This window comes from Methylibium sp. (assembly GCF_035762065.1).
Taxonomy (GTDB): domain Bacteria; phylum Pseudomonadota; class Gammaproteobacteria; order Burkholderiales; family Burkholderiaceae_C; genus Methylibium.
In genome coordinates this window covers 1-20,561 of sequence record NZ_DASTPW010000007.1, presented here as the reverse complement: position 1 = coordinate 20,561, position 20,561 = coordinate 1, and the positions used below count along the sequence as shown (strand labels likewise).

General features: G+C 70.9%; 17 protein-coding genes and 1 pseudogene. 8 read left to right on the top strand and 10 right to left on the bottom strand.

The window, feature by feature from the left end; genetic code table 11:
* Positions 1-161 precede the first annotated feature (161 nt).
* Positions 162-1,841, top strand: a complete 1,680-nt coding sequence (ilvD, locus tag VFR90_RS02965; RefSeq protein WP_326404504.1) for a dihydroxy-acid dehydratase — start codon at positions 162-164, stop codon at positions 1,839-1,841.
* 15 nt (positions 1,842-1,856) lie between these two features.
* Here the strand turns inward: ilvD and VFR90_RS17665 are convergent, their stop codons facing one another.
* Positions 1,857-2,264: a TIGR04438 family Trp-rich protein gene (locus tag VFR90_RS17665; protein WP_414676479.1), complete on the bottom strand. Its 408-nt coding sequence runs from the start codon at positions 2,262-2,264 to the stop codon at positions 1,857-1,859.
* Between the two features lie 85 nt (positions 2,265-2,349).
* Here VFR90_RS17665 and VFR90_RS02955 point away from each other — a divergent pair, with 85 nt between their 5' ends.
* Complete coding sequence (locus VFR90_RS02955; RefSeq protein ID WP_326404503.1) at positions 2,350-2,685, top strand: c-type cytochrome; 336 nt, start codon at positions 2,350-2,352, stop codon at positions 2,683-2,685.
* A 108-nt stretch (positions 2,686-2,793) separates the two neighbouring features.
* On the opposite strand, the gene acs is transcribed toward VFR90_RS02955, so the two are convergent.
* Positions 2,794-4,764 carry an acetate--CoA ligase gene (acs, locus tag VFR90_RS02950; protein ID WP_326404502.1) on the bottom strand — a complete coding sequence of 657 codons (1,971 nt, stop codon included), beginning with the start codon at positions 4,762-4,764 and terminating at the stop codon, positions 2,794-2,796.
* Positions 4,765-5,009: 245 nt separating this feature from the next.
* Between acs and VFR90_RS02945 the strand changes: the two genes are divergently transcribed.
* Positions 5,010-5,621 carry a TIGR00645 family protein gene (locus VFR90_RS02945; protein ID WP_326404501.1) on the top strand — a complete coding sequence of 204 codons (612 nt, stop codon included), beginning with the start codon at positions 5,010-5,012 and terminating at the stop codon, positions 5,619-5,621.
* Positions 5,622-5,664: 43 nt separating this feature from the next.
* The gene (locus VFR90_RS02940) at positions 5,665-7,194 is read left to right on the top strand and encodes a fumarate hydratase (protein ID WP_326404500.1); all 1,530 of its coding nucleotides are present in this window, start codon (positions 5,665-5,667) and stop codon (positions 7,192-7,194) included.
* Positions 7,195-7,218: 24 nt separating this feature from the next.
* On the opposite strand, the gene VFR90_RS02935 is transcribed toward VFR90_RS02940, so the two are convergent.
* The 7 genes and pseudogenes from VFR90_RS02935 to VFR90_RS02905 form a co-directional block, all read right to left on the bottom strand.
* Positions 7,219-7,500, bottom strand: a complete 282-nt coding sequence (locus tag VFR90_RS02935) for a DUF427 domain-containing protein (RefSeq protein WP_326404499.1) — start codon at positions 7,498-7,500, stop codon at positions 7,219-7,221.
* A gap of 16 nt (positions 7,501-7,516) precedes the next feature.
* Positions 7,517-8,431 (bottom strand): L-histidine N(alpha)-methyltransferase, encoded by a 915-nt coding sequence (gene egtD / locus VFR90_RS02930; protein ID WP_326404514.1) that lies wholly within the window; start codon positions 8,429-8,431, stop codon positions 7,517-7,519.
* A 98-nt stretch (positions 8,432-8,529) separates the two neighbouring features.
* On the bottom strand, positions 8,530-9,780 hold the full coding sequence (egtB, locus tag VFR90_RS02925) for an ergothioneine biosynthesis protein EgtB (RefSeq protein WP_326404498.1): 1,251 nt from the start codon (positions 9,778-9,780) through the stop codon (positions 8,530-8,532).
* Positions 9,781-9,936: 156 nt separating this feature from the next.
* A complete protein-coding gene (locus VFR90_RS02920; protein ID WP_326404497.1) occupies positions 9,937-10,194 on the bottom strand; it encodes a hypothetical protein in 258 nt (85 codons plus the stop codon).
* Positions 10,194-11,078 (bottom strand): MBL fold metallo-hydrolase, encoded by an 885-nt coding sequence (locus VFR90_RS02915; protein WP_326404496.1) that lies wholly within the window; start codon positions 11,076-11,078, stop codon positions 10,194-10,196. The genes VFR90_RS02920 and VFR90_RS02915 overlap by 1 nt, the downstream gene beginning before the upstream one ends.
* A gap of 107 nt (positions 11,079-11,185) precedes the next feature.
* The gene (locus VFR90_RS02910; RefSeq protein WP_326404495.1) at positions 11,186-11,413 is read right to left on the bottom strand and encodes a hypothetical protein; all 228 of its coding nucleotides are present in this window, start codon (positions 11,411-11,413) and stop codon (positions 11,186-11,188) included.
* A gap of 72 nt (positions 11,414-11,485) precedes the next feature.
* Positions 11,486-12,226 (bottom strand): annotated as a pseudogene (locus VFR90_RS02905) (cbb3-type cytochrome c oxidase subunit I); the annotation flags it as partial.
* Between the two features lie 387 nt (positions 12,227-12,613).
* On the opposite strand from VFR90_RS02905, the gene VFR90_RS02900 reads away from it, so the two are divergent.
* From VFR90_RS02900 to VFR90_RS02885, 4 genes are all read left to right on the top strand, one after another.
* The gene (locus tag VFR90_RS02900; RefSeq protein ID WP_326404494.1) at positions 12,614-13,522 is read left to right on the top strand and encodes a manganese catalase family protein; all 909 of its coding nucleotides are present in this window, start codon (positions 12,614-12,616) and stop codon (positions 13,520-13,522) included.
* A 16-nt stretch (positions 13,523-13,538) separates the two neighbouring features.
* Positions 13,539-14,435: a ZIP family metal transporter gene (locus VFR90_RS02895; RefSeq protein WP_326404493.1), complete on the top strand. Its 897-nt coding sequence runs from the start codon at positions 13,539-13,541 to the stop codon at positions 14,433-14,435.
* A 57-nt stretch (positions 14,436-14,492) separates the two neighbouring features.
* Positions 14,493-15,563: a flavodoxin family protein gene (locus tag VFR90_RS02890; protein WP_326404492.1), complete on the top strand. Its 1,071-nt coding sequence runs from the start codon at positions 14,493-14,495 to the stop codon at positions 15,561-15,563.
* Positions 15,564-15,659: 96 nt separating this feature from the next.
* On the top strand, positions 15,660-17,843 hold the full coding sequence (locus VFR90_RS02885) for a hybrid sensor histidine kinase/response regulator family protein (protein ID WP_326404491.1): 2,184 nt from the start codon (positions 15,660-15,662) through the stop codon (positions 17,841-17,843).
* Positions 17,844-17,856: 13 nt separating this feature from the next.
* Here the strand turns inward: VFR90_RS02885 and ligD are convergent, their stop codons facing one another.
* Positions 17,857-20,391, bottom strand: coding sequence for a DNA ligase D (ligD, locus tag VFR90_RS02880; RefSeq protein ID WP_326404490.1), 2,535 nt, complete (start codon positions 20,389-20,391; stop codon positions 17,857-17,859).
* Positions 20,392-20,561 lie beyond the last annotated feature (170 nt).

Here is a 20,561-nt window from a genome sequence, read left to right as displayed (position 1 = left end):
TGCTGCCCGCCTTGGCGCGAAAGGCGGCGACGATAGCTCAGGGTCGCGGGGCGGCGGCCGCCCTCGCGACGCCGCGCCGGGCACCGCCGTGCGGGCCGGCGAGCGGGCTTCGCCGAGAATCCGCGCTTCCGTTCAGTCACGCCAGTTCCGCCGACCACGCCATGAAGATCAACCGCCGCTCCGCCAACATCACCGAGGGCGTCGCCCGTGCACCGAACCGCTCGATGTACTACGGCATGGGCTACGAGGAAGCCGACTTCGCCAAGCCGATGATCGGCGTCGCGAACGGCCACAGCACCATCACGCCGTGCAACTCGGGCCTGCAGCGGCTGGCCGATGCGGCAGTCGTTGGCTTGAAGGCGGCCGGCGCCAACCCGCAGATCTTCGGCACGCCGACCATCAGCGACGGCATGGCGATGGGCACCGAGGGCATGAAGTACAGCCTGGTCTCGCGCGAGGTGATCGCCGATTGCGTCGAGACCTGCGTCGGCGGCCAGTGGATGGACGGCGTGATCGTCATCGGCGGCTGCGACAAGAACATGCCCGGCGGGATGATGGGCATGCTGCGCGCGAACGTGCCGGCGATCTACGTCTACGGCGGCACCATCCTGCCCGGCAAGTACAAGGGCCAGGACCTCAACATCGTCAGCGTGTTCGAGGCGGTCGGCCAGTTCAGCGCCGGCAACATGAGCGAAGAGGACTTCTGCCAGATCGAGCGCCGCGCGATCCCCGGCAGCGGCTCCTGCGGCGGCATGTACACCGCCAACACGATGAGCTCGGCCTTCGAGGCGCTCGGCATGAGCCTGCCGTTCGCCAGCACGATGGCCAACGTCGAGGACGACATCGTTTCGCACACGCGCGAAGCGGCGCGCGTGCTGGTCGAGGCGGTGAAGCGGGACCTGAAGCCGCGCGACATCGTCACCAGGAAGGCGATCGAGAACGCGGTCGCGGTGATCATGGCCACCGGCGGCAGCACGAATGCGGTGCTGCATTTCCTGGCGATCGCGCACGCCGCCGGCGTCGAATGGAGCATCGACGACTTCGAGCGCATGCGCCGCAAGGTTCCGGTGCTGTGCGACCTGAAGCCGAGCGGCAAGTACCTCGCGATCGACCTGCACCGCGCCGGCGGCATTCCGGCGGTGATGAAGGCGCTGCTCGACGCCGGAGCGCTGCACGGCGACTGCGTCACGATCACGGGCAAGACGGTCGCCGAGAACCTCGCGGTCTTGCCGCCGCTGCGCGCCGATCAGGACGTGATCCGCCCGGTCGCCGAGCCGATCTACGCCGAAGGCCATCTCGCGATCCTGCGCGGCAATCTCGCGCCCGAAGGCTGCGTCGCCAAGATCACCGGCTTGAAGAACCCGGTCATCACCGGCCCGGCGCGCGTGTTCGACGACGAGCAGTCGGCGCTCGCAGCGATCATGGCCAAGCAGATCAAGGCAGGCGACGTGATGGTGCTGCGCTACCTCGGGCCGATGGGCGGCCCGGGCATGCCGGAGATGCTGGCGCCGACCGGCGCGCTGATCGGCCAGGGACTCGGCGAGAGCGTCGGTCTCGTCACCGACGGCCGCTTCTCGGGCGGCACCTGGGGCATGGTGGTGGGCCATGTCGCGCCCGAGGCGGCGGCCGGCGGCGCGATCGCGCTGGTGCACGAAGGCGACTCGATCACGATCGACGCGCACACGCTGAGCCTGCAGCTCAACGTGAGCGATGCCGAACTCGCGAAGCGCCGCGCCGCCTGGCAGGCGCCCGCGCCGCGCTACACGCGCGGGGTGCTGGCGAAGTTCGCGAAGAACGCTTCGAGCGCGAGCACCGGCGCGGTGCTGGATCGCTTCGAGTAAGCGCGCAAGCGTCGCTCAGAGCTTGGGCTCGCGGGGCGGGCCGGCGTCCATCTGGCTGTCGCCGATGCGGCTGCTGAGGATCGAGTCGCGGTTCTTCTTGCGCTCGTCGTCGCGCACCTTCTCGATCTTCTCGGCCTTGGCGGCGCGCCGAGCCTTGTATTCCTCGGCGCGGGCGCTGCGCTTCGCGTGCTTGCGCGGGTCGATCCCCAGCGCCAGCATGTTCTGGTGGCGGCGCGCTTCCTTGCGCTCGTCCATCTTGTCCATTTCCTTGCGGCGGGTGTAGCCGGACCAGTCGGCCCAGCTCCACCAGACGATGGCCAGCGCGAAGGGCGCGAGCACGATCCACCACGACCAGGCGGCCGGCGGCCCGACATCCAGCAGCTTCAGCGCTCCGAGCAGCACGCCGAGCAGGAGGAAGTACATCGTCTGATCTCCGGGTGGATGCGGCGCTTCGTCGCGAGGCCGCTCTCTAGAATCCGCGGTCAATGTACGGCAACGACTTCCGCGCATGAGTGCGCGAATCGCGAACTGGATCATGCTGGCGCTCGCTGCGACGGCCCCGCTCGCGGCCGCGCCGGCCGCCGCGGCCGCGGGCGGCGAGGAACTGGCCCGCAACCGTCGCTGCCTGGGTTGCCACGTCGTCGAGGGCCGCAAGGTCGTCGGCCCTTCCTTCAAGGACGTCGCCGCGCGCTACGCCGGCCACAAGGGCGCCGAGGCGATGCTCGCGAAGAAGATCCGCGAAGGGGGCGCCGGCAACTGGGGCCCCGTGCCGATGACCGCGAACACGCAGGTCAGCGAAGCCGAGGCGAAGCAGTTGGTCGGCTGGATCCTCGGCCTGAACTGACCCGCCCCCGTTGCGGCTCCGCCGATTGCCCGCAAGGGGACGCCGCTGGCGGACCGGCTTAGCCGGATCCGCGGCGGCCGCGGGCTTCGCTCGTGACCGCGCGCAGCTTCAGTTCGTCTGCGCGAGCTGCTCGAGGATCGCCGGGTTCTCCAGCGTGCTGGTGTCCTGGGTGATCGCCTCGCCCTTCGCGATCGAGCGCAGCAACCTGCGCATGATCTTGCCGCTGCGCGTCTTCGGCAGGTTGTCGCCGAAGCGGATGTCCTTCGGCTTCGCGATCGGGCCGATCTCCTTGGCGACGTGGTCGCGCAGCTGCTTGGCGATCGCCTTGGCTTCGTCGCCGGTCGGGCGGGCCCGCTTGAGCACGACGAAGGCGCAGATCGCCTCGCCGGTGGTGTCGTCGGGCCGGCCGACCACCGCGGCTTCGGCCACCAGCTCGGTGCAGCTGACCAGCGCCGACTCGATCTCCATCGTGCCCATGCGGTGGCCGCTGACGTTGAGCACGTCGTCGATGCGGCCGGTGATGGTGAAGTAGCCGGTCTTCGCGTCCCGGATCGCGCCGTCGCCGGCCAGGTAGTACTTCCCTTTGAAGTCCTCGGGGTAGTAGCTCTTCTTGAAGCGCTCGGGGTCGCCCCAGATCGTGCGGATCATCGAAGGCCAGGGCTTCTTCACCACCAGGATGCCGCCCTGCCCGTTGGGCACGTCCTTGCCGGTCTCGTCGACGATCGCGGCCTGGATGCCCGGGAAAGGCAGCGTGCAGGAGCCCGGCACCAGCTTGGTCGCGCCGGGCAGCGGCGTGATCATGTGGCCGCCGGTCTCCGTCTGCCAGAAGGTGTCGACGATCGGGCAGCGGCCGCCGCCGACGTGCTGGTGGTACCACTCCCAGGCCGCCGGGTTGATCGGCTCGCCGACCGAGCCCAGGATGCGCAGGCTGCTCAGGTCGTGCTGCTTCGGGTGCACCTTGTCGTTCGTCTCGGCCGCCTTGATCAGCGAACGGATCGCGGTCGGCGCCGTGTAGAAGACCGTGACCTTGTGCTTCGCGATCGTCTGCCAGAAGCGGCCGGCGTCCGGGTAGGTGGGCACGCCCTCGAACACGATCTCGGTGCCACCGAGCGCCAGCGGCCCATACGTGATGTAGCTGTGGCCGGTGACCCAGCCGATGTCGGCGGTGCACCAGAACACGTCGTCGGGCTTCAGGTCGAAGGTCCACTTGGTGGTGAGCGCCGCATGCAGAAGGTAGCCGCCGCTCGCGTGCTGCACGCCCTTGGGCTTGCCCGTCGAGCCGGAGGTGTAGAGCAAAAACAGCGGGTGCTCCGCCTCGACCCATTCGGGCTCGCAGGTGTCGGCCTGGCCGGCGATCAACGCGTCCCAGGCGATGTCGCGCGCGGCGTCCATCGCGACCGCCGCGCCGGTGCGCCTGGCGACGACCACCGTCTTCACCGTCTCGCAGCCGCCCAGCGCGATCGCCTCGTCGACGATGCTCTTCAGCGGCAGCGCCTTGCCGCCGCGCAGTTGCTGGTCGGCGGTGATCACCATGACGGCGCCGGTGTCGTTGATGCGGTCGCGCAGGCTTTGCGCCGAGAAGCCGCCGAACACCACCGAATGGATCGCGCCGAGCCGCGCGCAGGCCTGCATCGCGGCGACGCCTTCGATCGACATCGAGATGTAGATGACGACGCGGTCGCCCTTCTTCACGCCGCGCGACTTCAGGCCGTTGGCGATGCGGCAGGTCAGCGCCAGCAGCTCGCGGTAGGCGCACCGCGTCACCGCGCCGTCGTCGGCCTCGAAGATGATCGCCGTCTTGTCGCCGAGGCCGCGCTCGACGTTGCGGTCGAGGCAGTTGTACGAAACGTTGAGCGTGCCGTCGGCAAACCACTTGAAGAACGGCGCGTTGCTCTCGTCGAGCACCTGGGTGAACGGCGTCTTCCAGCTCACCAGCTCCTTCGCGAGCCGGCCCCAGTAGCCGGCGTAGTCCGCCTCGGCCTCGGCGCACAGCTTGTCGTAGGCCGCCATGCCCGAGACGTGCGCCGCGGATGCGAGCGCGGCCGGCGGGTCGTAGGTGCGAAGGTCCTGGGTGCTCATGCGGATGTCTCCTGGAAGGCTCGTGACTCGAAGCTCGGGAAAGGAAATCGTGGCGCAGCGGACTGTGGGCAGGGCCTCTTACCGAGCCCTTACTTGCCGAGCCACTCTAGCCCCGGCGCCCCCTGCGCTTCCATTGCGGCATGTCCTTAGCCGCCGGCAGCGCGGCGCTGCTCCCCTGCTCCACGCCCCGCGGGCGCAGCGGCCGCCTTCCTAGAATCGCTCGCTTCGCACGGCCCGCCCTTCCGATGAAACCCATCCCCGACCACACCGCGACCCGGCTGCGTCCGCTGCCCAACCTCATCTTCATGAGCCGGTGGCTGCAGCTGCCGCTGTACCTGGGGCTGATCCTGGCGCAGGGCGTCTACGTCTTCCACTTCTGGGTCGAGCTGGTCCACCTGATCGAGGCCGCGTTCGGCAACGAGGCCGCGCTCGGCAAGCTCGTGACGAGCATCGGCTACAAGAGCGACGCGCCGGTCACGCAGCTCAACGAGACGGTGATCATGCTGGTGGTGCTGGCGCTGATCGACGTGGTGATGATCAGCAACCTGCTGATCATGGTGATCGTCGGCGGCTACGAGACCTTCGTCTCGCGCATGGGTCTGGAGAACCACCCGGACCAGCCCGAATGGCTGAGCCACGTCAACGCCTCGGTGCTGAAGGTGAAGCTGGCCACCGCGATCATCGGCATCAGCTCGATCCACCTGCTGAAGACTTTCATCAACGCGGCCAACTACACCGACAAGGTGCTGCTGTGGCAGACGCTGATCCACGTCGCCTTCCTGTTCTCGGCGATGGCGATCGCGATGACCGACCGGCTGATGGCCGGGCCCGGCGCCAAGCCCGGCGCGCCGCATTGAACTGAACCAAGCCGCATCGAGCCAGCAAGCCAGGGAGCAAGCCATGGGCACCACCACGATCCGCCGCGCCGACTTCGTCGAATCGATTGCCGGCGCGCTGCAGTACATCAGCATCTACCACCCGGCCGACTACATCGCGCACCTCGCGCGTGCCTACGAGGCCGAGCAGAGCCCGGCGGCGAAGGACGCGATCGCGCAGATCCTCACGAACTCGAAGATGTGCGCCGAAGGCCGCCGGCCCATCTGCCAGGACACCGGCATCGTCAACGTCTTCCTGAAGATCGGCATGGACGTGCGCTTCGAGGGCTTCGACGCCGGCATCGAGGACGCGGTGAACGAAGGCGTGCGGCGCGGCTACCTCGACCCGGACAACAAGCTGCGCGCGAGCATCGTCGCGGACCCGCACTTCGCGCGAAAGAACACCGGCGACAACACGCCGGCCGTCGTCCACATGACGCTCGTGCCCGGCAACACCGTGGACGTGCAGGTCGCCGCGAAGGGCGGCGGCTCCGAGAACAAGAGCAAGTTCGTGATGATGAATCCGAGCGACAGCCTGGTCGATTGGGTGCTGAAGACGGTGCCGACGATGGGCGCCGGCTGGTGCCCGCCCGGCATGCTGGGCATCGGCATCGGCGGCACCGCGGAAAAGGCGATGCTGATGGCGAAGGAATCGCTGATGGAGGACATCGACCTCCACGAACTGCGCCAGCGCGGGCCGCAGAACAAGACGGAGGAGCTGCGCCTCGAGCTGGTCGACAAGATCAACGCGCTGGGCATCGGCGCGCAGGGCCTCGGCGGGCTGACGACCGTGCTCGACGTGAAGATCCGCATGGCGCCGACGCATGCCGCGAGCAAGCCCGTGGCGATGATCCCGAACTGCGCCGCGACGCGCCACGCGCACTTCGTGCTCGACGGCTCGGGCCCCGCCTACCTCGAGCCGCCGAGCCTCGACCTCTGGCCCGATGTGCACTGGGCACCCGACTACAACAAGAGCACCCGCGTCGACCTCGACACGCTGACTTCGGCGCAGGTCGCGAGCTGGAAGCCCGGCCAGACGCTGCTGCTGAGCGGCAAGATGCTCACCGGCCGCGACGCCGCGCACAAGCGCATCCAGGACATGCTCGCGAAGGGCGAGAAGCTGCCGGTGGACTTCACCGACCGCGTCATCTACTACGTCGGCCCGGTCGATCCGGTGCGCGACGAAGTCGTCGGCCCCGCCGGTCCGACCACCGCGACGCGGATGGACAAGTTCACCGAGATGATGCTGGGCAGCACCGGTCTGATCGGCATGATCGGCAAGGCCGAGCGCGGCCCGGCCGGCATCGAGGCGATCCGCAAGCACCGCAGCGCCTACCTGATGGCGGTCGGCGGCGCGGCGTATCTGGTCGCCAAGGCGATCAAGCAGGCCAAGGTCGTCGGCTTCGCCGATCTCGGCATGGAGGCGATCTACGAATTCGACGTCAAGGACATGCCGGTGACCGTCGCGGTCGACGCGAACGGCAGCTCGGTGCACCAGAGCGGGCCGGCCGAGTGGCAGGCGCGCATCGGCAAGATCCCGGTCGTCGCGGCCTGAGCCTCGGCGCGCCGCCGAAGCGGCTCACTCCGTGACCTTCACGCCCTTCCAGAACGCGATGCGGCCCTTGATCTCGCGGGCCGCTTCCTTCGGCTCGGGGTAGTACCAGGCCGCTTCGGGATTCAGCTCGCCGTCGACGAGCAGCGAGTGGTAGCTCGCCTGGCCCTTCCATGCGCACATGGTCTTGTGGTTGCTGCCGACCAGGTACTCGCGCTTCACCGCGCTTTCGGGGAAGTAGTGGTTGCCTTCGACGACCACGGTGTCGTCGCTCTCGGCGATGGTCACGCCGTTCCATGTCGCTTTCATCGAACCCTTTCGGTGATCAGCCCGGCAAGCCGAGCCAGTGGATGCTGAAGAGCTGCTGGTCGTCGCACCACACGGCGCGCGGCTGCCAGCCGGCCCGCTGCGCGAGCGCGCGGAAACCGTCGACGGTGAACTTGTGCGAGTTCTCGGTGTGCAGCGTCTCGCCTTCGGCGAAGTCGAAGACGTGGCCGCACACGCGCACCTGCTGCGCGCGCCGGCTCACCAGGTGCATCTCGACGCGCTGCAACCGCGGCTCGTAGTAGGCATGGTGCGCGAAGCCGTCGAGCGCGAAGTTCGCGCCGAGTTCGCGGTTCGCCCGCACGAGCAGGTTGAGGTTGAAGGCCGCGGTGACGCCGGCCGCGTCGTTGTAGGCCGCCTGCAGCCGGGCCGGCTCCTTGACCCGGTCGACGCCGATCAGCAGCCCCGCACCGCAGCCGTCGTGGTCGATCGTCTCGCGTGCGCGGCGCAGGAAGGCGATCGCCTCGTCGGGCGAGAAATTGCCGATCGACGAGCCCGGGAAGAAGCCGACGCGCCGCGTGGCCTGCGCATGCCGCGCGGGCAAGGCGATCGCGCGGCTGAAGTCGGCGGCGATCGGCCGCACGTCGAGGCCGGGATGGTCGGCGCGCAGGGCATCCGCCGCCGCATGAAGGTGCTCCGCCGAGATGTCGATCGGCAGGAAGCTGCGCGGCCGCTGCATCGCCTCGAGCAGCACGCGCACCTTGCGGCTGGAGCCGGCGCCGAACTCGACGATCTCGGCATCGGCCCCGAGGCATGCGGCGATCTCGCCGGCCCGCGCGCGCAGCAGCGCGAGTTCGGTGCGCGTCGGGTAGTACTCGGGCAGTTCGCAGATGCGGTCGAACAGCGCCGAGCCCGCCGCGTCGTAGAAGAACTTCGGCGGCACGCTGCGCGGCGTGCGTGCGAGGCCGGCGAGCATCTCGCGCGCGAAGTCGCTGTCGACGACGCGCGGCGACGCGGGCAGCAGGGCCGGCGCCGGCACGGCGGCGTCGATGCGCTGGAGCATCGGTCCGGGCTTCATGCGGCGTCCTTCGCGAGACGCACGCCGCTGAACTGCCAGCGCGCCGACGGCGGAAAGAAGTTGCGGTAGCTCGGCCGCGCATGGCCCGCCGGCGTCGCGCAGCTGCCGCCGCGCAGCACCAGCTGGCCGACCATGAACTTGCCGTTGTATTCGGCGACCGCGCCGGCCAGCGGGCGGAAGCCGGGATACGGGTCGTAGGAGGAGCGGGTCCATTCCCAGACCTCCCCGGTCGCGTCGAGCATGCCGTCGTTCGCCGCGGCCTCCCATTCGAACTCGGTCGGCAGCCGCGCGCCGGCCCAGGCCGCGTAGGCGCTGGCTTCGTAGAAGCTCAGGTGGCTCACCGGCTCGTCGAGGTCGAGCGCGCGTTCGCCGTGCAGCGTGAAGACCGTCGGCCGCGCCGCGCCCGCGTCGCGCCAGTACAGCGGCGCCTCCCAGCCGCCGGCCTGCACCGCGGCCCAGCCGTCGCTGAGCCAGTGCGCGGCGCTGCGGTAGCCGCCTTCGCGCACGAACTCGAGGTAATCGCGGTTGGACACCGGCCGGCGCGCGATCGCATGCCCGGCGAGCAGCACGCGGTGGCGCGGCGTCTCGTTGTCGAACGCGAAGTCGGCGCCCGCGGCCGGCGCGCGGCCGACGGCGACGATGCCGCCCGGCCGTTCGCGCCAGCCCTGGGCCGCGTCCATCGCCTGCGGGTGGCAGCGCGGCGCGGCGCCGTCGCCCTCGGCGTACGCGGGCTGCAGCGGGTTGCACGACAGCAGGAACTTCGCGTCGGTGAGGATGAGCTCCTGGTGCTGCTGCTCGTGCTGCAGGCCCAGCATCAGCAGGGGCTCGATCGCGGCCCAGCGGCGCTCGCCGGCGCCTTCGATCAGCTCGGCCATCGCCGCATCGACATGCTCGCGGTAGCGCAGCACCTCGCTGTGCGGCGGCCGCGTCAGCAGCCCTCGCTGCGGCCGAGGGTGGCGGGGGCCGAGCGCTTCGTAGTAGGAGTTGAAGAGGAAGCCGTAGCGCTCGTCGAACGGCCGCGCGTGCGGCGCATGCTCGGCCAGGAGCACCGTCTCGAAGAACCAGCTGGTGTGCGCCAGATGCCACTTGGTGGGGCTCGCATCGGCCATCGCCTGCACGCACTGGTCTTCGGCCGACAGCGGTGCCGCGAGCGCGAGCGAGGCAGCGCGCACCTCGGCGTAGCGCTGCTGCCATGCGGCGCGATCGTGGTCGAGGCGCGAACGCAGGTCGTCGATACGAGCACTCATCGAAGCTTTTCCTTCGTCGTGACGGCGGCTCGTGCGCCGGCCGGGGCGGATCACCGGGCAGTCGAGGCGGGACGCGCAACCTTACGCTGCCGCGCGCCCTCGTGAACGCTGCGGGCGGCAAACCCCGTGCCGGCGCGCCCGCGGCGCGGCCATGCGCTAGGAGCGCTGCTTGGCGGTGCCCGGCGCAGCGGCCGGCGGCTCGGCGCCGGGCTGCAGGCTCCAGTCGACCTCGTTGCCCGGCGTCGGCCGCGGCTGGCGCGCGTGCTTGGCGGCGCCGATGGCGATCGGGTCGCTCGCGGGGAAGGTGTTCTCCAGCGCTTCGTCGAGAAGTTCCTGGTAGCTGCCGACCTTCTCCTCGGGCGCTTGCGCGCGCCCTTCGAGCCGCTGGTCCTCGGCGTCCTTGCGTCCGCGCATCACGCGGCTCCGGCGACCGGCCGCGCGGCGGCCGGCACCGCATCGATCACGCGCCGGCCGGCCTGCGCCTCGAACTCCATCGGGTCGTGCGAGCACATCAGCGACAGGTTCGCGCCCTGTTCGCGCTTGAGCTGGCGCAGCCGCTGCTGGTTGGCGAGGCGCAGGCCGCGATCCTTCTCCATCAGCGTCTGGTACATGCGCAGCCCCGGGGCGCAGCGCGGGTGTTCGAAGTCCATCTCGCGGCGATCGAAGTAGGCGTCGCCGGCCTGCAGATGCCAGCGGCCGTCGGCGCGAAAGGCCACGCCCGCGTGGCCGAGCGTGTGGCCGACCAGCGGCACCAGCAGCAGTTCCTCATCGAGCCCGTCGAGCGCGCGCACCGCGGAGAACCCGAACCACGGCTCGCCGGCACCCGACAGGTAGCCGTGCCATCGGCTGCGGTCGCCCCACTGCTGCGGCCGGTAGCGCTGGCGGTCGAGCCAAGTGCGCCGCTCGACCGCGGCGTCGTGCTCGGCGCTGAGCATGTGCACGCGCGCCTGCGGGAAATCGGTCAGGCCGCCGGCGTGGTCGAAGTCGAGGTGGGTCAGCACGACGTGGCGCACGTCGGCGGCGCGGAAGCCGAGCCGCTCGATCTGCCGCAGCGCGGTCATCTCCTCGCGGAAATCCGGGCTCAGCAGCGCGAGGAAGAACGCGCTGAGACGGCGGCGCGGCTGGCGCACGTCGTCGAGGCCGAAGCCGGTGTCGATCAGCACGAGGCCGCGATCGGTTTCCAGCAGCGCGCAATGGCAGCACAGCCGCCCGCGTTGGAACACCGACGCGCTGCGTCCGTCCATCAGCCGCCCGCCGAGCGGACAGGAGGAGATGCAGTTGAGGTGATGCAGCTTCATGAAGCTCTCGCAGCGCAAGTTTCCGGAACGAGCCGGGGGCCGAAAGCGGGACCGGGCCGCGCGGCGAAGCCGCGGCGGCCCGGTCGGCGGATCAGAAAATCGATCGGTCAGCGACGCTGCTCGCCCTGGCCGCCCTGACCGCCCTGCTGCCCCGGCTGGCCCGATTGCCCTTGCTGGCCTTGCTGGCGCGAGCCCTGGCCGCCCTGCTCCTGCTGGCGGCTCTGGCCTCCTTGCTGATCCTGCTGGCGGTTGGTCTGCGGGTTCTGCTGCGAGCCCTGCCCGCCTTGCTGCTGGCGATTCGACGGGTTCTGGTCCTGTTCGCGGTTCTGAGCCATGTGCACGCTCCTGGATGCGACGGCGACCTTGCCGACGCTTCCATGCGGGCAAGGCCCGTACCTGTGGGGCGGTCACGACGCTTGCGGCGGCGACAGCCGCGTACCGCGCGCATCGATCACCGGCGGCGTCTCGAAGGTATGGAAAGGCGCCGGTGACGGCACTTCCCACTCGAGCCCCTCGGCGCCGTCCCAGGGCCGCTGCGGCGCCGGCTCGCCGCGGTGGCGCAGGGCCGGCAGCACGATGAAGAACACGAAATAGACCTGCGCCAGCCCGAAGACGAAGCCGCCGATCGACGCGATGAAGTTGAAGTCGGCGAACTGCATCGGGTAGTCGGCGTAGCGGCGCGGCATGTTGGCCAGGCCAAGGAAGTGCATGGGGAAGAAGCCGACGTTGAAGCTCACCAGCGAGACCCAGAAGTGGACCTGGCCGCGCCGCTCGCGGTACATCACGCCGGTCCACTTCGGCACCCAGTAGTAGTAGCCGGCGAACATGGCGAACAGCGAGCCCGCGACCATCACGTAGTGGAAGTGCGCGATGACGTAGTAGGTGTCGTGCACGACGATGTCCACCGGCGCGACCGCGAGGATCAGCCCCGAGAAGCCGCCGATCGAGAACACGAAGATGAAGCCGACCGCGAACAGCATCGGCGTCTCGAAGGTCATCGAGCCGCGCCACATCGTCGCGATCCAGTTGAACACCTTCACGCCGGTGGGCACCGCGATCAGCATCGTCGCGTACATGAAGTAGAGCTGGCCGGTCACCGGCATGCCGGTGGCGAACATGTGGTGGGCCCACACGATGAACGACAGCACCCGCCGGTCATCAGCATCGCAAGGCTGAACAGCAGGTAGAGCGTTCCGATGTCCTTGTGGTTCGTCGCGAACAGCCAGCGGCGCCAGCCGTGCGGACGGTGGTGCGGCTCTTGCGCGTCGTGCGCTCGCCGGCGGTCGGCGCGCCGGGGAGCGACGCGCCCGGCGTGAAGGGATGGGCCTGATCGACGGCGGCAGCCTTTCGATGCGGTTCGTCGCGGCCCGGGCGGCCGCGCAACGAGGGCACACGGCGGCAATCACGACACCGCACGAACGATCGAGGAGTGCGGGCATGGGCATTGCCGAACTTCGCATCCACGCCGAAACGAAAGCGCGAGCGCGAACGCCGCGGCGTACCCCACAACCTCCATCCATCGACAGGAGCCGACCATGTTCTCCCACAACAAGCGCCTTCAATACACAGTGCGCGTCAGCGAGTCGAACCCCGGCCTCGCGAACCTGCTGCTCGAGCAGTTCGGCGGCCCGCAAGGCGAGCTCGCCGCGGCCACGCGCTACTTCACCCAGGCCCTGGGAGAGACCGACCCGGGTCGCAAGGACATGCTGATGGACATCGCGACCGAAGAGCTGAGCCATCTCGAGGTGATCGGCACCATCGTCGCGATGCTCAACAAGGGCAGCAAGAGCCGCCTGTCCGAGGCGGTCGACAGCGAGGCCGAGATGTACCGGCGCATCAGCGGCGCGGGCAACGACTCGCACGTCACGCAGGTGCTCTACGGCGGCGGGCCGCCGTTGACCAACTCGGCCGGCGTGCCGTGGACCGCGGCCTACGTCGACACCATCGGCGAGCCGACCGCCGACCTGCGCAGCAACGTCGCCGCGGAGGCGCGCGCGAAGATCATCTACGAGCGCCTGATCTCCTGCACCGACGATCCCGGCGTCAAGGAGGCGCTCGGCTTCCTGATGACGCGCGAGGTGGCGCACCAGCAGTCGTTCGAGAAGGCGCTGTACGCGATCCAGCCGAACTTCCCGCCCGGCAAGCTGCCCGGCATGGAGCGCTTCAGCAACGTCTACTTCAACATGTCGCAAGGCGAAGGCGACGAGCGCGGCTCGTGGAACAGCGACGAGAACTTCGAGTACGTCAGCGACTGGGAGCAGCAGTGCGCGGTCGACGGCGGCAGCGGCCTGCCCGAAGTGGCGCTGCAGGCCGACGAGAAGAGCCTCGTCGCGCAGACGATGCAGCGCACCCGCTCCGACCCGCAGCAGGACCCGATGACCGGTGCGATGCTCGGCGCGGGCGGCGGCAACGGCATCGCGCCGACCAAGTCGGTGCGACGCTGAGCCGCGACGTCGCTCGATGGGCGTGCGCGAGCGGGCCTGGGCCGCGCAGCCGGGCCGCTGGGTCGGCCTGGCGGTGGTGCTGGGCGGGCTCGCCGCGCTGCTGCACGACGGCTGGCAGCTGATCGGCCGCACCGACCCGCGCATCGTCGCGGCCGGCGCGGCCGGCTGCATCGCGGCGCTCGCGACCGCGCTCGGCACGCTGCCGGTGCTGCTGCAGCAGCGCCACTCCGAGCGCACCCGCGACGCGATGCTCGGCTTCGGCGCCGGCGTCATGCTGGCGGCGTGCTCGTTCTCGCTCATCGTGCCGGCGCTCGCCGCGGCGACCGCGCAGGGCGCGAGCCGCTTCGGTGCGGCCGGCATCGTCGGCGCGAGCGTGCTGATCGGCGCGGGGCTGATGCTCCTGCTCGAGAAGAACCTGCCGCACGAGCACTTCATCAAGGGCCAGGACCGCCACCACGCCCATGCGCGCGCGCTGAAGCGCACCTGGCTGTTCGTCTTCGCGATCGCGCTGCACAACCTGCCCGAGGGCCTCGCGATCGGCGTCGCCTACGGCGGCACCGATGCGCTCGCGGCCAGCGCGCTGGCCACCGGCATCGCGATCCAGGACGTGCCTGAAGGGCTGGTGATCGCCGTCGCGCTGCACGCGGCGGGCTACCCGCGCCGCTTCGCGGTGGCGCTCGGGGCGGCGTCGGGGCTGGTCGAGCCGGTCGGCGCGGTGCTCGGTGCGGCGCTGATCACGCTGACCGGCGCGCTGCTGCCCTGGGGCCTGGCCTTCGCGGCGGGCGCGATGCTGTTCGTCGTCAGCCACGAAATCATCCCGGAGTCGCACCGCACCGGCCACGAGCACGCGGCCACCGGCGGCCTGGTGCTCGGCTTCGCGCTGATGATGGTGCTGGACACCGCGCTCGTGTGACGCGGCGACTCAGGGCACGGTGCTTGCCCCAGCGGCGCACCGCAGCTGGAGCCGCCGATGACCGAAGTACGCAAGGGCCAGGCGCCCGCCACCTTGTCGCGCGAGGCCTTCGGCGAGCGCTTCCGCGCGTTGTTCTACGACCCGAAGTTCGACGCCGAGCGCGACGCCCTCGGCCGGCTCGAGCGCATCGCCTTCGAGAACTACGAGCAAGGCCGCAAGGCGCCGCTGACGCACAAGGCCGGCCCCGGCTACGCGGACCCCGACTACGACCTTTCCGACGAATGGCGCGCGAACAGCGAGCGCCTGAAGGCGCTGCAGAGCCGGCAGCTCGACGCCTCGACGCCCTCGCGCGTGCTCGTGATCTGCGGCGCGGCGCGCAACGACGGCACCTGCCCCGGCGAGATGTCGAAGACCTTCCGCCTCTGCGGCCTGGTGCGCGAGGGGCTGGAGGCGAACGGCATCGAATGCGACCTGCTCGACATGAGCCTGATGCAGTCGGAGTTCGGCCGGATGATCTTTCCCTGCAAGGCCTGCGTCTCCACCGCGATGCCGCTGTGCCACTGGCCGTGCAGCTGCTATCCGAACCACTCGACCGGCCAGGTCAACGACTGGATGGCCGAGATCTACGAGCGCTGGGTCGCCGCGCACGGCGTCGTGATCGTCACGCCGACCTACTGGTACCAGAGTCCGAGCGCGCTGAAGCTGATGATCGACCGGCTCGTCTGCGCCGACGGCGGCAACCCCGACCCGACGCGCACCGGCGGCAAGGACGCGGCCAAGGCCAAGGAAGTCGAGCTGGCCGGCTGGGATTACCCGCAGCACCTGGCCGGCCGCGTCTACGGCCTGCTGGTGCACGGCGACGTCGCCGGCTACGAAGGCGCGCGCCGCGACCTTTCCGACTGGCTCGACTGGATGGGCCTGATCGACGCCGGCCCGCAGGCACGGCTCGACCGCACGATCGGCTACTACGAGCCTTACGCGACCAGCCACGAAACGCTCGATGCCGACCAAGCGGTGCAGGAAGAAGCGCGCAACCTCGGCCGGGCGGTCGCGCAGACGGTGGCCGAACTGCGCGCCGGCCGGCTGCAGCAGGTGCAGCCGAAGCTGCGCAGGCCGCGGCCCAAGTGAGCCGCGCGCCCGTGACTTCCCGCTGATGCCCGGACGGCGCTTGCCTTAGGCTGCGCCGCTCGGCGCCACCCCTGCGGCGCGCGAGGAGACGAAGCGATGCCCGACGCGCCCGTGCGCGCCCCCGACCCCCCGGTACCCGCGCTCGAATCGAGCCGGCTGCGCACGCTGGCGCGGCTGCGCGCCGTCGTCGCGCTGGCGCTGCTGCTGCCCACGCTGGCCTTCGTGGCCGTCGCCGCGGTGCTCTACGAGCGCGAGTTCGACGACGCGCGCGACCGCCTCGACCGCGCCGCCCGCATCGCGCAGGAGCACGGGCTCAAGCTGTTCGACACCAACGAGATGCTGCTGCAGCGCATGCTCGACCTGGTCGGCCATGCCGACGACGCCGGCCTGCGCGAACGCGAAGACGAGCTGCATGCGCGCCTGAAGTACATGGCCGCGACGCTGCCCCAGGTGCAGGGCCTGTTCGTGCACGGCGTCGACAGCCGCATGATCGCCAACAGCCGCAGCCACCCCCCGCCGCGCCATATCGACTACAGCGACCGCAGCTGGCAGCGCGCGCACCTGCGCGGCGAGGAGCCGGTCTACGTGAGCGAGCCGCTGGTCAGCCGGCTGACCGGCGAGGCGGCCTTCGACATCAGCCGCCGCCGCACGCACGCCGACGGCAGCTTCGCCGGCACGGTGCACGTGAGCCTGCGCCCCGAGTCCCTGACCGACTTCTACCGGGCCTTGCTGCGCAACCAGCCCGGCCTGCGCCTGACCGTGCTGCGCCGCGACGGCACCGGCATCGCGCGCTGGCCCGGCTTGCTGCCGACCGACCGCACGCCGGCCGACGAGGGCACGATGCGCCAGATCGCCGCCGGCGAGCGCGTCGGCGCGAGCGACGGCCCGTCGTCGTTCGACGGCACGCCGCGGCTGCGAATGTTCCGCCAGCTCGGCGATTACCCGCTGTATGTCGTCGCGTCGATGGACCGCCAAGCGGTGCTGGCCGCTTGGGGCCGGCAGGTCGCGCTGATCGCGCTGTTCGTCTTCCCCACCGCGACCGGCTTCGCGTGGATGGCCTGGGTCTCGCTGCGGCGCACGCGCGACGAGTTCGCCACGGTGCGCCGGCTCGAGGACGAGACCGCGCGGCGCCAGCGCGCCGAGCTGAACCTGATGCAGTCGCAGAAGCTCGAGGCGATGGGCCGGCTCACCGGCGGCGTCGCGCACGACTTCAACAACCTGCTCGCGATCGTCGGCAACAGCGTCGAGGTGATCCGGCGCCAGCGGCCCGAGCTGGCCGAGACGCAGCAGGTCGCGGCCATCGGCCGCGCGGTCGCCTCGGGCGCCAAGCTCACGCGCCAGCTGCTCGCCTTCGCGCGCCAGCAGGCGCTGCTGCCCGAGCGGATGCTGCTGCAGGAGCGGCTCGCCGGGCTGATCGAGCTGCTCAAGCCGCTGCTCGGCTCGGGAGTCCGCCTCGAGTGGGCGGTGGACGAGGACACCGCGCCGATCGAGGTCGACGCGGCCGAGCTGGAACTCGCCCTGATCAACCTCGCGGTCAACGCGGCCGACGCGATGCAGGGCCGCGGCACGCTGCGCATCGCCGCGCGCAACGCGCAGCCGGGCGAGACGCCGCCGTCGCTGGAAGGCGGCTTTGTGCAGATCGACGTCGACGACAGCGGCCCGGGCATCGCGCCCGCGCTCGCCGAGCGCGCCTTCGAGCCCTTCTTCACCAGCAAGCCGGTCGGCAAGGGCACGGGACTCGGCTTGAGCCAGGTGCGCGCGCTGTGCCAGAGCACCGGCGGCGACGCGCGCATCGAGGCCGCCCCCGGCGGTGGCGCGCGGGTGCGGCTGTGGCTCGGGCGGAGCCTGCGCGCCGCGGCCGCCGCGGCGGCGGTCGTGCCGCCGGCCACGCGCATCGAAGGCCGGCTGCTGCTGGTCGAGGACAACGACGAGGTCGCGCGCGCGACGCACCAGCTGCTCGAAGCGATGGGCTGCCACGTGCAGCACGTGCGCGACGGCGCCGAAGCGCTGGCCTTCGTGGAAAGCCGCCGCGACGAGATCGACCTGGTGCTGAGCGACATCGAGATGCCGGGCACGCTCGATGGCATCGCGCTGGCCGGCCGGCTGCGCGAACGTACGCCGACGCTGCCCGTGCTGCTGATGACCGGCTACGCGGTGCGGCTCGCGCAGGCGCGCAAGCAGCAGCTCGCGGTGCTGCCCAAGCCTTGCTCGCCGGCGGTGCTGGCCGAGGCGATCCAGCGCGCGCTCGCGACGCGCACGCAGGGCGAGCGGGTCGGCTGAACCGGCTGAACCCTCAACCGATCGAGGCGAGCCGCCGCAGCGCCGGCCGCAGGTCCTTGGCGGCGCGCGCCATCCCGTCCCACGGCGCGTTGCCGATCGCGAGCCGCGGTTCGAGTTCTAGCAGCGTCCACTGCGCGCCGGAGTCGATCGCCGCGAGCTCGCTCCAGTCGATCGGCACCGACACGCCGAGCCCCGGGCGCGCGCGCAGCGACCACGCGGCCACCGTCGTCGCGCCGCGGCCGTTGCGCAGGTAGTCGACGAAGATCTTCCCGACCCGCCGCTTCGGCCCGCTGATCGCGACGAAGCGGTCGGGGAACACGCGCGCAAGGTGCTCGCTCATCAGCTTCGCGCCGGCCTTCACCTCGTCCCAGCCGAGTGCGCGGCGGATCGGCACGACCACGTGCAGGCCCTTGCCGCCGCTGGTCTTCAGGAAGGCGGCGAGGCCGAGTTCCTCGACCATCGCGCGGGCGAGCTTGGCCGCCTCCTGCATCCGCGACCACGGCACGCCTTCGCCTGGGTCGAGGTCGAGCACGATGCGGTCGGGCTGGTCGATGCGGTCCTTGCGGCCGTTCCAGGTGTGCAGCTCGATCGTGTTGCGCTGCGCGGCTTCGAGCAGCCCCTCGGCGCTGGCGATCTCGACCAGCGGCGCATGGCCCGGATCGAAGGCGGGATCGAGCAGCGTGATGCCGCCGACCGGCTCGCCCTCGAGATGCTTCTGGAAGAACAGCTCGCCGCCCACGCCCTGCGGCGCACGCAGCAGCGCGACCGGCCGGCCGCGCAGGTGTTCGAGCATCAAGGGCGCGACGCGCGCGTAGTGCGCGACGGCGTCGCCCTTGGTCGCGCCGCTGGCCGCGTCGATGCGGCGCTCGGCGTGGGTGACGCGCAGCTTCGGCGGCGCGGTCCGGGGGGCCTTCGATGCGGGCATCGCCGTCGCTCCTTGCACGCCGACGTCGGCCGCGCGCTTGTCCTGTCGCAGACCGTGGAAGACCGCGTGGCGCAGCCGGCCCTGCGAGGTGCGCGCGGCGAACGCGACTTCGGCGACGAGCTCCGGCTCGACCCAGCGCACGCCCCGTGCCGGCTCGCCTTCGACGCGCGCGGTCGGCTTCGGGCTCGGCTTGCGCGCGAGCCGCCGATTCAACTCGGCGCGCTGCCCGGCCGCGAAGCCGCTGCCGACGTTGCCCACATAGCGCAGGCTGCCGTCGGCCGCGCGCTCGGCCAGCGCCAGCGAGCCCGGGTCCTCGCCCTTCTTGCCCGGCATGCTGCCGACCACCACGAATTCTTGGCGCCGGATGCCCTTCAGCTTGATCCAGTCGTCGCTGCGCCGGCCGGCAGCGTAGATCGAGTCGCGCCGCTTGCCGATCACGCCTTCGAGGCCGAGCGCCGTCGAAGCCTGCAGCAGCGCGGCGGCCGGCACGTCGAACACCTCGCTCACGCGCAGCAGCCCGGCCGCCTTGCCGCGCGGCTTGAAGGCGGCGAGCAGCGCGGCGCGGCGCGCGTGCCAGGGCGCGTCGCGCAGGTCTTCGCCGCGCAGGAACGGCGCATCGAAGGCGACGAAGCTCGGCGAGCTCGCGCCCTTCGCCTCGGCCGGCCGGTGCCCGCGCATCGCGAGCAGCGCCTGCAGCGCGTCGAAGTCGGGAGTGCCGTCCTCGCGCAACGCGACCAGTTCGCCGTCGATCCAGCTGCCGCTCGGAAAGCTCTTCGCCGCAGCCGCGGCGATCGGCGCGAGCTTCGCGGTCCAGTCGAGGCCGTTGCGGGTGAAGCAGCGCGCCTCGCCGTCTTCGATGCGCAGCAGCAGCCGGTAGCCGTCGAACTTCAGCTCGAAGGCCCAGTCGGCTTCGCGGGCCGGCGCCCCGGCCCGCGGCGTCGCAAGCATCGGCGCGAGCGCCTTCGCGAGCACCGCCGCGTTCGCGCCTCGCTTCGCCGCCGCAGGCTTGCGCGGCGGGGGAGCCGTCGCGGCGCGCTTCGCCGCGGCCGGCTTCGGCGGCAGCCCGCCCTGCCAGGCGGCGACCGGATCGAACTCGCCCTCGGCGCGCGCATGCTCGTCGCGCTGCTTGATCAACAGCCACGGCGCCTCGCGCTCGTCGTCGCGCTTGCGTGCGATGCGCAGCAGGGCCCAGCGGCCGTGCAGCCGCTCGCCGCTCAACTCGAAGTCGACGTGGCCCTTCGCGAAGCCGGCCGCGGCGTCGCCCATCGGCCGCCAGCTGCCGCGGTCCCACACCACGACGTGGCCGGCGCCGTAGTGGCCTTCGGGGATGTCGCCGGCGAAGTCGGCATAGGCGAGCGGGTGGTCCTCGGTCGGCACCGCCATGCGCTTGACGGTGGGGTCGAGGCTCGGGCCCTTCGGCACGGCCCAGCTCTTCATGACGCCGTCGAGCTCGAGCCTGAAGTCGAAATGGAGGTGGCTGGCGGCGTGCTTCTGGATCACGAACCGCAGTGGCTTGCGGCGCGACGATGCGCCGGAGGCCCCGTCGCCGCTTGGCTCCGGGGTCCGGTTGAAATCGCGCTTGCGGCGATACTCGCCGAGTTTTCGTTTGGGCGACGACGCCATGGGGCGGGCTAGGCGGTCTTCTTCTTCTTGCGCGAGGGTTTCTTCTCCTCTGCGGCGGCCGTCTTGCCACGCGCACGGACCGCGCCCTGCTTCTTAGGCTTGCCCTGTTCCAGGCTCTCGCGGAGGCGCGACATCAGGTCGATGACACCCGCGTCCTGTGGCTCACGCTC